The sequence below is a fragment of the Streptomyces sp. NBC_00878 genome, assembly GCF_026341515.1.
Lineage (GTDB): Bacteria > Actinomycetota > Actinomycetes > Streptomycetales > Streptomycetaceae > Streptomyces.
Window position 1 is genome coordinate 268,057 of record NZ_JAPEOK010000002.1, and the last position, 13,309, is coordinate 281,365.

A 13,309-nucleotide genomic window follows, 5' to 3' on the forward strand; every position below is an offset into this window, starting at 1 on the left:
TGACCGCGCCGTAGGTCGTATGTCGTGTCGTATATGGACACCGCCCAAGATGGGCGGTGCGTACGAGGACACAGGGGGAGACAGTGACGCGGACAACGAGGGTGGCCAGACTGCTGGGCACGTTACTCGCGGGGATGACACTGGTGTTCGCGGGTCCGGCGGTGGCGCAGGCCGCGAGCCCGGGAAGCGACGCCGACGAGACCACACCGCGCGTCGAGATGACAGTGGGCCAGTTCGAAGCGATCGTCCCGCAGCCCTATACGCCCGATCCCGATGCCTACTTCGGCCCGAACAAGTGCCAGCTGTACATCCGGGACTACTGGCCCACAGCAGGCTGCGGTGGCTTCTCGATCTACACCAAGCTGAGCCATGTGCGCGAACAGCCCGGCTTCATCGAGGGAGTGCAGGACAACTCGTACTTCCGGGCGACCGTTTCGACGTCCCGCACCTTCGGCTGCATGGACGAGAACGGCGTCTTCGACTGGGACACCGCCTTCGAGGTGAACGAGCAGCGGAGGATGTCCTCCTACTACTACACCCCGATCACGGCGTACGTGCTCGGCCAGTACCGTGACACGTCAACGACCGACTTCGGGCCGGGCTGGTTCGTGAACTTCGCGCCGGTGGAGGTCGACTGCGCCGAGGGAATGACCCCGACGCAGCACGACCTCAAGGTCGAGGACGTACAGATCAGCATCGAGGCCTCGCCCGTCTTCGGCGACCGCACCTGGGAGTTCGGTCCGTTCACGGCGGGCAACGCCGCGTGACCCGTACCCGTCCGTACCCAGGCACGCGGCACACCTGTCGGTGAGTGACGCGTACTGCGAGCTCAGGTGCGGCGGAGCGGGACGAGACGGTGTTGGCCATCCGGTCCCGCGCCGCCGCACCGGGGCGGCGTGCTGTCCCTCAGACCGCTGTCCGCTCCACAGGGATCCACAGTTCCGCGTCCGCGTGTGCGGCATCCGGTGACAGCCGGGTCCGCAGGATCTCGGGCCCTGGCCGGCTTCGGTACGGGTTGGACGGGAACCACTGGGTGAACACATCCCGCCACAGGTACTGGAGCGCCTGCGGAAACGGCCCGGAGTTCTCGAAGACGGCCCAGGTCCCGGCCGGGACGGTGAGTGCGTCCATGTCCTCGGGCACGTCGGCGCGGGTCACCACGCCGTGGTAGTAGTCGAGTTCGGTTCCCTCGGCTCGGCTGTCGGCCAGATTGTCGCTCACCGAGACGATTCCCTCCGGCCCCTCCGGCCCCTCCGGATGCTGATCGGACAGCCGCTCGATGCGCTGGAGCGTCTCCTGGCCGAGGCCCCGGATGAAGGCGGCGATGGCCGGATTCACCCCCTCGTGCACGAGGGGGACACGCGCCTTCTTGCCCACCACACGGAATTCCTCCTTCTCCACGACCCTGTATCGCATGCTGCTACTCCCTTCGACGATGAGTCGGAAGGACATCCGGGGCTGGGACTGCAGACTCCCGCCGACCCGCCTGGCCTCGCCGGGACCGACGCCGTGCATCGCGCGGAACGCGCGCGCGAACGCCTCCCCCGAGGAGTAGCCGTAACGCACCGCGACCTCCAGCAGCGTGCGTTCACCGGCCAGCACCTCGGCACCCGCGACCGTGAGGCGCCTGCGCCGGATGTACTCCGACAGCGGAATCCCCGCCAGCGCGGAGAACAGCCGCCGGAAGTGGTACTCCGACGTCACCACGATCCGCGCCAGGTCGGACACCTCGATGCGCTGATCGAGGTGGCACTCAATGTGCTCCATGGCCTGGTTGAGCCGCTCCAGCACTCGGACCTCCTTCCCTTTCGACACTCACGCTAGGAAGGACCCACCCTGCCGGACCCGACATTCCGTGCCCGGTCCGGTCGGGCACGGCGGCGCTTCGTCCGCGGCGGCGGACCGACCTCGGCGAGGGAGCGGGGAAACGCGTCGCCGGATGACACCGGCCTACCATGACGGCATGGCCCTCGACCTCTTCGCAGGCATCCCAGTCAACGACTACCCGGCGGCACTGGCCTGGTACGAACGGCTTCTCGGCTCGCCGCCCGCGTTCTTTCCCAATGACACGGAAGCCGTATGGGAACTCGCGGAGCATCGGTACGTGTACATCGTGCGGCGGCCCGAGCAGGCCGGCCACGCCATCCACACCCTCCTCGTCGAAGACCTCGACACCCGCGTCGCCGCCATCGCCGATCGGGGACTGGAGCCCACGACGCGCGAGACCTACGTGGAAGAGGGCATGTGCAAGGTCACTTACCGCGATCAGGACGGCAACGAGTTCGGTTTCGGCGGCCCCGCACGCTGAGGGAAACCGTTCAATCGTCTTGAGCCGTGGACGCGCCGGGACCGGCCCGGCCACCGGGAGTTCGTCATCCGTTCCCGCCCGGTCGGCACCGTCACCTGCGCGCATACTTGCCGGCCTTTACATCGTTGGAAGTTGGAAGAGGGACGTAAACCCTTCCGACCGAGATCTCGGCCCGTTGGTCCGGGCCGTGATCAGCGGCGCCCGAGTGTGCTCTCCCGCTCCACCAGCCGGAACTCCGCGGGCAGTTCACGTCCTCCGGGCTCCTGACGGCCCGACAGACTGCGCAGCAGCGAGCCCATCGCGAGGCGCGCGATGGCCTGCTTGTCCGGTGAGATCGTGGTCAGCGAGACGGCGCCGAAACGGCCCTCGGCGATGTCGTCGAAACCCACCACGGCGACATCCCACGGCACCCTGAGCCCGCGCTCGTGCAACACCCGCATGGCACCGATCGCGATGAGGTCGTTGTAGGCGAAGACCGCGTCGGGCCGTAGGCCGGCGTCCAGCAATCGGGCCATGGCCCGGGCCCCGTCGTCCCGGTCCCAGCCTGCGACGGGCACGATCAGCTCGTCCGTGGCCGGCAGGCCCGCCGCCGTCAACTCCGCCCGCCAGCCGTCGAATCGCAGATGGGCGGGGCGGTTCGCGGAGTCCGTGCGGGCGCCCAGGTAGGCGATCCGGGTCCGGCCGCGGCCGATCAGGTGGCGTACCGCCGTCCGCGCGGCGGCCACGTTGTCGATCGCGATGTGGTCGAAGGGCAGGTCGTACTCGCGCTCGCCGAGCAGCACCAGCGGTACGTCATCGGCCCGGCCGCGCAGGTCCTCCGCTTCCAGCTCCAGCGGGCTGAGGATCAGCCCGTCGATCACCCGGGCCCGGAAACCCTGGCTGACCAGCAGCTCCTGCTCGCGGTCGCCGCGCGTGTGGTCGAGCAGGACCGTGAACTCGTGCCGGGCCGCCGCGTCGACGACCGCGCCGGCGAGTTCGGCGAAGTAGGGGTTGCCGAGCTCGGGAACGGCGAGCGCGATGATGCCCGTACGGCCCTTGCGCAGGTGGCGCGCGGTGAGGTTCGGCCGGTAGCCGAGTGCGTCGATGGCCTCCTGCACCTTGGCGCGCATCGCCGGTGTGACGTGCGGATAGTCGTTCACGACGTTGGAAACGGTCTTGATCGACACACCGGCCCGTTCGGCCACGTCCTTCAGGCTGACCCGCAAAGGGATCTCCTCGGCATCGACGGGGGCTCTACGGCCGGAGCTTTGTCATGAACCTGGACAGTTGTCGGGAGCCGTGCTCTCATGCCAACTGCCTCTGCTTCCAACGTTGTACAGACTGAAGCATCGAGCCGCCACCCTTCCTCAACCAAGGAGGATTCGTGCGCATCAGACCGTTCGGAAACAGCCTCGCCCTGCTCGTCGCAGCAGTGCTGGGTGCCGCGGGACTGGCCGCCGCACCCACCGCTACGGCCGCGGAGGATCCACCCGAGATCCACGGCCTCAAGGGCGAGTACTACACCCAGTCCGCCCCCGGTGCCTTCGACTTCCACGAACTCAAGGCCACCGGATTCGACCCCCAGCTCGACTTCGACAACCTGGAACCCCGCCTGCGTTCGGCGACCGGGCGCTCGGACGACGTCAGCGTCCGCTGGACCGGCCGGATCGTGCCGGAGAAGACCGGCCCCACCACCTTCTCGGTCATCGGGGACAACGGCTTCCGCCTCTGGGTGGACGGGAAACTCGCCATCGACCATTGGGTCGACGACTGGGACCGCGAACAGACCGGCGAACCCGTGGAGTTGACCGCGGGCAAGGCCTACGACATCAAGATCGAGTACTTCGAGCACTACGGCGGCTCCAACCTCCATGTGCGCTGGACCCCGCCCGGCGGCACCAAGACCGCCATCCCGCAGTCGGCCTTCCTGCTGCCCGAGGGCTACGACTACGACGGCGCCATCGCCGCCACGGTCCTCAAGGACGGCCGCACCCTCCGACTCGACTTCGCCCAGCCGCTCGTGGCGCCCCCGCCCGGTCTCACCGACCATCTGGGCGCCGTGATCGGCGGAGCCACCTGGCCGCTCGACGGGGCACGTCTGGACCCGGCCGACCCGAGGTCGCTGCTGGTCGCCCTCAAGGAACCCGTGGTCGGCAACAAGACCGGCACCGCACGCGGCGCCACCGATGTGCGCTACGACGGATCGGGCGGCCTCACCGGCACGAACGGCAACGTTGTCAAGGCCTTCTGGAGCAGCGGCGCCAACCACTCGACCCACCAACTGCGCACCCGGTGGGCGAAGGACGTCACCCCGGCCACGGCGCATCGCGAGTACCCGCGCCCGCAACTCACGCGCGACAACTGGAAGAACCTCAACGGCACTTGGCAGTTCGCCGCGGCCAAGGCGGGTGAACAGCCCCCAGTGGGGCGGAAACTCGCCGAGAAGATCCTCGTCCCGTACCCCGTCGAGTCCCAGCTGTCGGGCATCGAGCGGCACGAGGACCGGATGTGGTACCGGCGCACCTTCACCGTCCCGTCCGACTGGAAGATCGGCTCCGGCAAGCGCCTGCGCCTCAACTTCGGCGCGGTCGACTGGGCGTCCGAGGTCTACGTCAACGGCACCAAGGTCGCCGAACACAAGGGCGGCTACGACAAGTTCGCCGCCGACATCACCGACGCCCTCAAGCCTGGCCGCACCCAGGAGCTCATCGTCGGCGTCTACGACCCGACCGACGCCGCGAGCGGCGAGAACCCGCCCATCGGCAAGCAGCGCCTCGACCCGAGCGGTATCTGGTACACCCCGTCGTCCGGCATCTGGCAGACCGTGTGGGTGGAGCCCGTCGCCGCCGACCACGTCGACTCGCTGAAACTCACCCCGGACGCCGGCACGGGCACCCTCACTGTCGACCCGCAGGGCGTGCGCACCGGCCTCCCGGTCACCGCGACCGCGTACGACGGCAAACGGAAGGTCGCCACCGCCACCGGAATCACCGGCAGCCCGCTCACCCTGAAGATCCCCGACGCGCACCTGTGGTCGCCGGACGACCCGTTCCTGTACGACATGGTGGTCACCGTCGGGGCCGACCGCGTCGGCAGTTACTTCGGCATGCGGTCCATCGCGGTCGAGAACGTCGACGGGACCCCGCGCACCGTCCTCAACGGCCAACCGGTCTTCATGATGGCCACCCTCGACCAGGGCTTCTGGCCGGACGGCCTGCACACCGCCCCGAGCGACCAGGCCCTGGCCTACGACCTGAAGATGCACAAGGCGATGGGGTTCAACGCGGTCCGCAAGCACATCAAGGTCGAACCCGACCGCTGGTTCTACTGGGCCGACCGGCTCGGCCTGCTGGTGTGGCAGGACATGCCGGCCATGACGGCGGGCGTGAACCCGTCCACCGCGGCCCGCGCCCAGTACGAGCGCGAGATGAAGCAGATGATCGACGAGCACATCAGCAGCCCGTCCATCGTCATGTGGGTCACCTTCAACGAAGGGTGGGGCCAGTACGACGTCGGCCGCATCGCCGAACAGGCCAAGGCCTGGGACCCGACCCGCCTGGTCAACAACCAGTCGGGCCTCAACCTCGGCGCGGACGGCGGCACCGGCGACATCATGGACGAGCACGGCTACCCGAGCCCCGCGCTACCGCCGCACCCGGACGGCAAACGGGCCCTGGTCATGGGCGAGTACGGCGGCCTCGGCCTGGCCGTGCCCGGACACGCCTGGTCGGTGCAGCAGTCCTACGTCGACGTCGACCCGGCCACCTACACCGACGACTACCTCACCAAGCTCGCCGAGGTGCACGCCCTGGCCTGCAAGGGTGGCAACGGCGCGGTGTACACCCAGATCGCGGACGTCGAGGGCGAGCTCAACGGGCTGATCACGTACGACCGTGCGGTCGTCAAGCCCGACGTGCGGCGACTGAAGGCGGCCCACGAGGCGCTGATCAACGACGCGTCGCGGCCGACTCCCGCCGGCTGCGCCTGACCCCGGCCCGCCCGGCGAACGGCTCCCCGCCGCTCGCCGGGCGGCTGCGGCCATTGTGGCCGCGTCCCTAGCGGGAGGCGAGCAGGCCGTAGAGCAGGGGGATGTGCGGGGCGCTGTCGGGCAGTCGCCACCAGCCGGCCGGGGTGCGGATCATCTGCGGAAAGCGCGGCCAGGGGAGTTCCTCGCTCTCGCGGAGCCGGACGATGCGCAGGCCTGCCCCGGCCAACGCGTTGATCACCTCGTCGAGGCCGTGCCGCCACTCGAAGCTCTCCGTCGCTCCGTCGACGGCCGGACCGTCGGTGTAGGTATGGGCGGAGTTTCCGCGGATGGCGCCGCGCCCCTGGAGATAGTCGTGACGCAGCACCAGGTCAGGGCCCTCGTCCGGATCGGGCTTGGGCCCAAGGGAGTTGAGCAGAGGGTGGAACTCGACGAGGTACAGCCGTCCACCCGGCTTGAGGAGGCGGGCGATCACCTCCGCCCAGCGGTCCAGATCCGGCAGGTAGCACAGCGCCCCCTTTCCGGTGTAGACCACGTCGAAGCGTCGTGGGCCAAGGGCGTCCACCGCGTCGTACACATTGGCGCGGACGTACTCGACGGCGCAGTCCGCCTTCGCCGCGAGGTCCCGGGCCGCGGCCACCGACGCCCCGGAGATGTCCAGGCCGACCGTACGGGCTCCACGCCGGGCGAACGCGACGGTCTCAGTGCCCAGATGACACTGCAGATGCGCGACATCCCGCCCCGCCAACTCGCCGAGGTCCTCCCATTCGAAGGGAGCGAACCAACGGAACGGATCGGGCTCCTCCCGCACGTTGTAGAACCGGCTGTCCAGGTGTATGGGGGTACGCGCGTCCCAGTTCGCCCGGTTGGCCTGCATCATCTCCCGGACCGCGGGATCGAACCGTTCGGCAGCCTCAGTCATGGAGCCATCCAACCGCGAGAACCGCTCTCGCCGAAGCAACTCTCGTACGGCACCCGGAAAGGAGTCGCCCGCTGACCGATGAGTTGTGCGGCGGCTCGCCGTCTACCCCTGCGAAAGGCATCAACACCCAACAACGAAGCAGGAGTCAGCGCCATGAGTGCAACCACGCCCCAGACCCGGACCATCGCCGCCCAGCCCCGGGCCCTTCCCCGGTCCGCACGGCTGCTCGACACACGCCCCGTGTGGCAGGTCGGTGCCCTGGCCACCCTCGCCGGTGCCGTCGTGACCGAGGCGTTCGGGCTCGTCGCCCGGGGGGTGGGTGTACCGATGGAGGCGGCCAGTCCCGGCGCCACGGAAGCGGCGGAGATCCCAGTGGGCGGCTTCTTCGGAGGTGTGCTGTTCTGGTCCGTTGCCGGGATCGTTCTCGCGGTGGCCCTGGCCCGCTGGGCGAAGCGGCCCGCCCGTACGTTCGTGGTGTGCACTGTCGCGCTCACCGCGCTGTCCGTGGCCGGTCCCGCGCTGGCCCCGCACACGGCGACGTCCACCCAGGTCGTCCTGGCGGTGTCCCACCTGGTGGCCGCCGCTGTGATCATTCCCGTGGTGGCGCGTCGGCTCTCCCACCGGCGCCGGTGAACGGCGCGGTCGGCCGGAAACGCTGCTCGCTTGAAGACCCCGGGCCATCGGTGGCGATGCGACCCGCGCCTCGGACGGGGAGTGCCTGTGGCGGCCGGACCACGTGGTCCGGCCGCCACAGGCTTCGTGTTGTGCCGTCGGTGCGTCATGGATCAGGCGGGGGCGTGCTCACCCCGACGTGGCGCCGACTATGCGGTCAGGCGCAGAGGACGCGGGTCTCGGGCGTGTAGACCGGACCGCCGCTGGTGCTCGTGGTGTCGCTGAACTCGGCGTAGAAGTACGAGTAGAAGCCGATGTTCCCGTTGCAGCCGGAGTCGGCGGCGACCTGCAGGGTCAGGGTGACGGTCCGGCTCTGACCGGGCGGGATGGTGGCGCCGTAGTTGGTGCCGAGGTTGGCGGGTCCGGTACCGGAGCACGGCACGCTGCCGGCCGCCGTGGCCAGGCTGCAACCGGTGAAGCTGTACTTGAGGTCGGGCCGTTGCGTGGTCAGCCAGGTCGGCTCGATCGTCTGGTAGATGAACCAGACGTCGTAGGTGTTGTTGTTGGTGAGCGTCATCGACAGATTCACCGTGCCACCCGGAGTCGTGGTGGCGCTGTCGGTCGTGAAGGTCAGATCGGCCGGGCCCGCTTCGGCCGCGCTCGCGCTGGGCGCGAGACCGAACAGGGCTAGGACAAGGGCGAAGATGCCGGCGAGACCGATGCGTCTCATCTGTGTTGATCGCATGACCCGGGAGGCTAGGCAAACCGTGAACGCACCGTCTTCCCCAACGGGCACACCCGGAACGACGCTCGGCCGGAAGTGGACGTTCGGTGATGCCCTCGTGAAGGCTCTCCATCAACGGCGACTTACCGCATCACTGCACGGCAACGCGGAATCGAGGGCCCGATGAGCGCGGCGCGCACCGCGGTTCGGTTTCCCTGGAACGGTGCGGCGGTAATGGCGGATACAAGCTGTGCCGGGGCGCCGCTGAACGGCCACCGCCGCAAGTGACGCGAACGCGTTTTCGGTCAATCGTATACTTTGGGCCAGCTGTGCGGCCGTTTGACCGGGGGCGGGGGAAGTCGCGGTTGCTACGGCAGGAGTTCCGTACCGTAGGCACCGCGAACTTCGCGAACGTCCGGCTGCTGCTACGGGAGCGTGTCCGAGGAGTCCGATGGCCCGACCCCGCGCGGCGGCTGTGCCGCGTGTCGGGTGTCCCGCGCCGTGCGCCACAGCGCGGCCGAGAGCCACATCAGGATGACACCGACCAGGACGTGCAGAGCGCTCGTGAGCGGGCTGTCGGGCAGCCCCGTGACGAACGCGAACAGCGGCAGGACGACGGCGTAGCCCCAGGCGGGAAGCCTCGGGAACACCCGGGCGCGGATCATCGCCGTCCCGAACAGCGCACAACCCACGGCGAACACGGCCGCACAACCGATGAGCGCCGGAATCGTCGGGCCGGTCAGAACCTCGTCGATGACGTCCTCGTCGAAGTAGAACAGCACCAGGTTCGAGGCGAACGCGGCACCGCCGAACAGACCGAGACCGATGAGGTTCACGGTGTGCGCCACCTCTCCGAAGCGGCCGGTGGCAGGTCGCTGCCGCAGATGCAACGCGGTGAGCAGCGGCAGAGCGAACGCGGGGGAGACGCCGAGCAGGACGCTGGTCGCACTCGTCTCCCCGGTGAACGCCTCCACCAGCGCGGGCAGAGCGATCAGCAGACCGGCCAGCGCCCCGCACAGGGCGCCGGCGCGAAACGCCGATGAGGCGACGTACGAGGGAGAGGTGACGTACGAGGTGGTGGGCGACGTGGTGGGCGAGGACATGAGGTCAACTCCGGTTGCTCCGACGGTTCTGGCAGTGGGCAGGCCGCAACCGTAGAGAGCCGCTGATCAGCGGCGGGAGGTGCAGAACGGGGACATCGGCGGCCGAAGGTCACCATCTCCCTTGCGCTGTCCGGCCGTTCGGCACGTGCCGTTCGGCATCAACCGCCCGCAGACCGCCCGCAGTTTCCGCGGCGATGCCGCTGAGCCCTCGCGTTCGGCCTAGCCTGACGACAACGGGGAGGGGAGGGGGATGGGGATGCGCGTGGCGGCGTACGGGCCCGTGCGGTGGGTGCCGCCGTTGCTGTACGGCGCGGTGCTCGTCGGCGGTCTGTACTACACGGCGGCCGGACTGGGCGACGGCCCGGGGCCGTCGGTCTGGCGAACGGGCGGCTTCGTCGCGGCGATCGGGGCGCTGTTCGCCCTGGAAGCGCTGGGACACCGCCGTCCCGTAGCCCCTGTGGCGCTGCTGCCGGCGCGGTGCGCCCTGATCGGCGCGGCGGTGCTTCTCGACGCCTCTGACCTGGCCCAAGTGCTGTTCGTACTGCTGCCGTTCACCGCCTACTTCGCCTTCGGCCGTACGACCGCGCTCGCACTGGGCGCGCTCTGCCTGGCCGGGCTGCTCACCGTGTACGTGCTGACCGCTCCAGGCTGGTACCGCGACCTGGAGCACGTCTCCGACCTGCTGATGCTGACCGTCGGTCTGGTACTGGCGCTCTCGATGGCCGCCGTGGCCGTCGGTGAACAGCGCGCCCGGCACGAACTGGAGTCGTACGCCGCCCGGGTCGCCGAACTGTCGGCCGCCACCGAACGCAACCGGCTGGCCCAGGACATCCACGACAGCCTCGGTCACCATCTCACGGCGATGTCCGTGCAGTTGGAGATGGCCTCGGACTTCCGTGCCCTGGACCCCGATGCTGCCCAGCGGGCGCTGAACGAGGCGAGGCGCTCGGTGAAGCTCGCGCTCGGCGACGTACGGCAGTCGGTCCGCGCCCTGCGTGGCGAGGCGACGCCCCCACACTCGCGGTCGGGCTCGCCGGTCTGGCACAAGGCGGCGAGGCCCGGCCGGTGGTCACCGTCGACGTGGCAGGTGACGAGGACGGCTTCGGCGCCGCCGAACTGACCGCCCTGTACCGGGCCGCTCAGGAGGCGGTGACCAACGCGCGCCGTCATGCGCGGGCCACGCGGGTGACGGTGGCGGTTCTGCTGGCCGAGGACACCGCGCGACTGGTGGTGACCGACGACGGCCGTGGGTTCGTACCGGACACTGCCGTCACCGGGTACGGGCTGCTCGGGATGAGGGAACGGGTGCACCTGGTGGCGGGGAGCGTGGACATCGACAGCGGCCCGGATACGGGCACCCGGCTGACGGTGACCGTTCCGCGTGGGAAGGCCGGGCAGTGATGAGCGTCGGCGACCAGGAACAGGCACCGCCGGTCCGGGTGCTGGTGGTGGACGACCAGCGGCTCATCCGGGACGGCATCGCGTCCCTGCTCGCCATCCGGCCGGGCGTCGTGGTCGTCGGTACGGCCGTGGACGGCCGGGATGCCGTGGCGAAGACGCTCGAACTGGGCCCGGACGTCGTACTCATGGACGTCCGGATGCCGGAGATGGACGGGATCGAGGCGGTCGCCGTCCTGCGCGGCCGGGCCCCGGAGTGCAGGGTGGTGATGCTGACGACGTTCGAGGACGAGGAGTACGTCGTCCAGGCGCTGCGGGCCGGCGCCCACGGCTACCTGCTGAAGGACCTGCCGGCCGAGGAACTCGCCCACGCGGTACGCCTGGCGCACGCGGGTGTCACCCAGCTCGACTCGTCCGTCGCCCGCCACCTCACCGCTTCTCTGCCGACTCCCACTCCCACCACCACCGCCAACCCCGCGGAGACCGCTGCCGCCATTTTGAGCCCGCGTGAGACGGACATCCTGCGGCTCGTGGCGCGGGGGCACACCAACCGGGAGATCGCCGCGCGGCTGTACCTCAGCGAGGGCACGGTCAAGAACCACGTGTCCCGCATCCTCACCCGCCTCGCCCTGCGCGACCGTACCCAGGCGGCACTCCGCGCCCGGGACCTCGGCCTGCTGTGAGACCAGCCTCACGCCGTCGTTTCAGGTGGCCGCCGCTCGCGGCACTGTTGCAGTTCACCACCAGCTGGTACGAATCAGACATGTACTGCTGCCTCTCCGCTCCCCACGGTGGCCTACGATCCGCCGCACTCCTCGCCCCCGCCCTGCTCCGAGCCCTCCACGCCGCCGCCCGCCGCGGTACGACACAGATACGCCACCCCCGCGACCCGGATGCCGTGTCCGCCGTCAACCTGGAACTGGTCACCCTCACCGAGGACCTGGCCGTCATCACCTGGTACACCGGCGTGACCGGCAGCGACGATGGGTTCGGCCACCTGCTCCCCGCGGTGACCGAGGGCGAAGTCGTCTACGGCACCCACCCCGCCCGGCTGAACCGCACCGCCTCAGAGGGCCGCCGCACAGCCCACCACTACGTAGAGCTGACCGATCTGGAACCCGGCCAGACGTACTACTACCAGGCCCGCTCCCGAGGCTCGGCGGCGACGCCCACGCCGTTGCACCTCGTGAAGGGCAACGCCGTGGGAACCTCACTGCACGGGTTCGGCTCGCGCGGCGGCCCGTACTCCTTCACGACGCCCCAGCCTCCGCCGGGCCGACACCTCAGGTCGATCGCCCTCTGCAACGACCTGCACCTGGGCGAGACCACGGCCGGGCTGGTGGCCGGTGTCCCGTTGCTGCGGGGCGTCTCGCAGCGGCTCGGCCTCGCCCCGTATCCGGAAATCATGGGCCGGGCCCTGGTCGACGAGGCCCGCCGACGCGGCGCCGACCATCTGCTGGCCGCGGGCGACATCTCGGCCGGCGGTGCACCGCGCGATCTGACGGAGGCCAGGCGGATCCTGGACGGCTTCGGCACACACGGGCGGGACTACTTCGTGGTACGCGGGAACCACGACCGGCCCAGACCGAACAGCGGTCAGGAACAGTTCGGCGACAGTTTCCTGGCCGAATTCCCCGGCGGCGACGGGTCCGCGTACTTCGCACGCGATCTCGGCGGTCTGCGCATCGTCGGACTGGACACCTACGAGAAGAGGGGCAACGGCGGCGACTCCGGCGGCCTCTCGACCGACCAACTGGCCTGGTTCCGAGCCCGGTTGAACGAGAACAAGGACCAGCCGACCATGGTCTTCGGACACCACCCGCTGGCCGTACGCAATTCGCCGTTCCCGGTGACGACCGGGCAGCGCCTCAACCGCCGCCAGGCCCGCGCGATCCTCGACGCCTACTCCGTGGCCCCCGGCGTCTTCCTCCACCACGCGGGTCATACCCACCGCAACAAGCGCACCGTCCTCCCACAGGCGCGGCACGTCACGCTGCAGGAGGTCAGCGCCGTGAAGGACTACCCGGGCGGCTTCTGCCTGCTGCGGATCCACACGGGCGGCTACGCCCTCAACTACTACAAGACCAGCAGCGGACCGGCCCGGGAGTGGAGTGAGCGCAGCCGACGTGTGGCGGCGGGTCTGTGGCCGCAGTACGCCCTCGGCCGCTCGGTCTGCGACCGCAACAGCGTCGCTGCCCGCGACCTTTCCGGTATCACCCCGCCCGCGTCGCGAGCGCCGATCCGTGGTGCCGCCTAGCGATCGGGAATCGGGACGGTG

13 protein-coding genes are annotated in these 13,309 nt (G+C 69.7%); 8 read left to right on the forward strand and 5 right to left on the reverse strand.

The features are described 5' to 3' along the window. Positions 1-134: 134 nt before the first annotated feature. Complete coding sequence (locus tag OHA11_RS45650) at positions 135-767, forward strand: hypothetical protein (RefSeq protein WP_266508274.1); 633 nt, start codon at positions 135-137, stop codon at positions 765-767. A 139-nt stretch (positions 768-906) separates the two neighbouring features. Here OHA11_RS45650 and OHA11_RS45655 read toward each other — a convergent pair whose 3' ends face one another. After that, positions 907-1,791 (reverse strand): AraC family transcriptional regulator, encoded by an 885-nt coding sequence (locus tag OHA11_RS45655; RefSeq protein ID WP_266508275.1) that lies wholly within the window; start codon positions 1,789-1,791, stop codon positions 907-909. A 172-nt stretch (positions 1,792-1,963) separates the two neighbouring features. Between OHA11_RS45655 and OHA11_RS45660 the strand changes: the two genes are divergently transcribed. Then, a complete protein-coding gene (locus OHA11_RS45660; protein ID WP_266508276.1) occupies positions 1,964-2,308 on the forward strand; it encodes a VOC family protein in 345 nt (114 codons plus the stop codon). 191 nt (positions 2,309-2,499) lie between these two features. On the opposite strand, the gene OHA11_RS45665 is transcribed toward OHA11_RS45660, so the two are convergent. Continuing rightward, the gene (locus OHA11_RS45665; RefSeq protein WP_266508278.1) at positions 2,500-3,513 is read right to left on the reverse strand and encodes a LacI family DNA-binding transcriptional regulator; all 1,014 of its coding nucleotides are present in this window, start codon (positions 3,511-3,513) and stop codon (positions 2,500-2,502) included. A gap of 158 nt (positions 3,514-3,671) precedes the next feature. Here OHA11_RS45665 and OHA11_RS45670 point away from each other — a divergent pair, with 158 nt between their 5' ends. Continuing rightward, complete coding sequence (locus OHA11_RS45670; RefSeq protein ID WP_266508280.1) at positions 3,672-6,275, forward strand: PA14 domain-containing protein; 2,604 nt, start codon at positions 3,672-3,674, stop codon at positions 6,273-6,275. Between the two features lie 67 nt (positions 6,276-6,342). On the opposite strand, the gene OHA11_RS45675 is transcribed toward OHA11_RS45670, so the two are convergent. Continuing rightward, positions 6,343-7,194 carry a class I SAM-dependent methyltransferase gene (locus OHA11_RS45675; RefSeq protein WP_266508282.1) on the reverse strand — a complete coding sequence of 284 codons (852 nt, stop codon included), beginning with the start codon at positions 7,192-7,194 and terminating at the stop codon, positions 6,343-6,345. A 153-nt stretch (positions 7,195-7,347) separates the two neighbouring features. Between OHA11_RS45675 and OHA11_RS45680 the strand changes: the two genes are divergently transcribed. Continuing rightward, positions 7,348-7,827, forward strand: coding sequence for a DUF6069 family protein (locus tag OHA11_RS45680; protein WP_266508284.1), 480 nt, complete (start codon positions 7,348-7,350; stop codon positions 7,825-7,827). A 196-nt stretch (positions 7,828-8,023) separates the two neighbouring features. On the opposite strand, the gene OHA11_RS45685 is transcribed toward OHA11_RS45680, so the two are convergent. Together OHA11_RS45685 and OHA11_RS45690 are read right to left on the reverse strand one after the other, a co-directional pair. Next, entirely contained in the window at positions 8,024-8,536 is a 513-nt protein-coding gene (locus OHA11_RS45685; RefSeq protein WP_266508285.1) for a hypothetical protein, read from the reverse strand. A 419-nt stretch (positions 8,537-8,955) separates the two neighbouring features. Further along, positions 8,956-9,633 carry a hypothetical protein gene (locus tag OHA11_RS45690; protein ID WP_266508287.1) on the reverse strand — a complete coding sequence of 226 codons (678 nt, stop codon included), beginning with the start codon at positions 9,631-9,633 and terminating at the stop codon, positions 8,956-8,958. A gap of 250 nt (positions 9,634-9,883) precedes the next feature. Between OHA11_RS45690 and OHA11_RS45695 the strand changes: the two genes are divergently transcribed. The 4 genes from OHA11_RS45695 to OHA11_RS45710 all read left to right on the forward strand — a co-directional run bounded on the left by OHA11_RS45695 (position 9,884) and on the right by OHA11_RS45710 (position 13,288). Then, complete coding sequence (locus OHA11_RS45695; protein ID WP_266508288.1) at positions 9,884-10,753, forward strand: sensor histidine kinase; 870 nt, start codon at positions 9,884-9,886, stop codon at positions 10,751-10,753. Beyond that, a complete protein-coding gene (locus tag OHA11_RS45700) occupies positions 10,714-11,034 on the forward strand; it encodes a sensor histidine kinase (RefSeq protein WP_266508289.1) in 321 nt (106 codons plus the stop codon). Before OHA11_RS45695 ends, OHA11_RS45700 begins: the two co-directional genes overlap by 40 nt. Further along, entirely contained in the window at positions 11,034-11,714 is a 681-nt protein-coding gene (locus OHA11_RS45705) for a response regulator transcription factor (protein ID WP_266508291.1), read from the forward strand. Before OHA11_RS45700 ends, OHA11_RS45705 begins: the two co-directional genes overlap by 1 nt. Before the next feature lie 80 nt (positions 11,715-11,794). Next, on the forward strand, positions 11,795-13,288 hold the full coding sequence (locus OHA11_RS45710; RefSeq protein WP_266508292.1) for a metallophosphoesterase family protein: 1,494 nt from the start codon (positions 11,795-11,797) through the stop codon (positions 13,286-13,288). Positions 13,289-13,309 lie beyond the last annotated feature (21 nt).

Bases quoted from the DNA above. Each gene is read 5' to 3' on its own strand.
- OHA11_RS45690 (WP_266508287.1), bottom strand. From the start codon at position 9,633: ATGTCCTCGCCCACCACGTCGCCCACCACCTCGTACGTCACCTCTCCC.
- OHA11_RS45695 (WP_266508288.1), top strand. From the start codon at position 9,884: ATGGGGATGCGCGTGGCGGCGTACGGGCCCGTGCGGTGGGTGCCGCCG.
- OHA11_RS45710 (WP_266508292.1), top strand. From the start codon at position 11,795: ATGTACTGCTGCCTCTCCGCTCCCCACGGTGGCCTACGATCCGCCGCA.
- OHA11_RS45660 (WP_266508276.1), top strand. From the start codon at position 1,964: ATGGCCCTCGACCTCTTCGCAGGCATCCCAGTCAACGACTACCCGGCG.
- OHA11_RS45675 (WP_266508282.1), bottom strand. From the start codon at position 7,194: ATGACTGAGGCTGCCGAACGGTTCGATCCCGCGGTCCGGGAGATGATG.
- OHA11_RS45705 (WP_266508291.1), top strand. From the start codon at position 11,034: ATGAGCGTCGGCGACCAGGAACAGGCACCGCCGGTCCGGGTGCTGGTG.
- OHA11_RS45650 (WP_266508274.1), top strand. From the start codon at position 135: ATGACACTGGTGTTCGCGGGTCCGGCGGTGGCGCAGGCCGCGAGCCCG.
- OHA11_RS45680 (WP_266508284.1), top strand. From the start codon at position 7,348: ATGAGTGCAACCACGCCCCAGACCCGGACCATCGCCGCCCAGCCCCGG.
- OHA11_RS45685 (WP_266508285.1), bottom strand. From the start codon at position 8,536: ATGAGACGCATCGGTCTCGCCGGCATCTTCGCCCTTGTCCTAGCCCTG.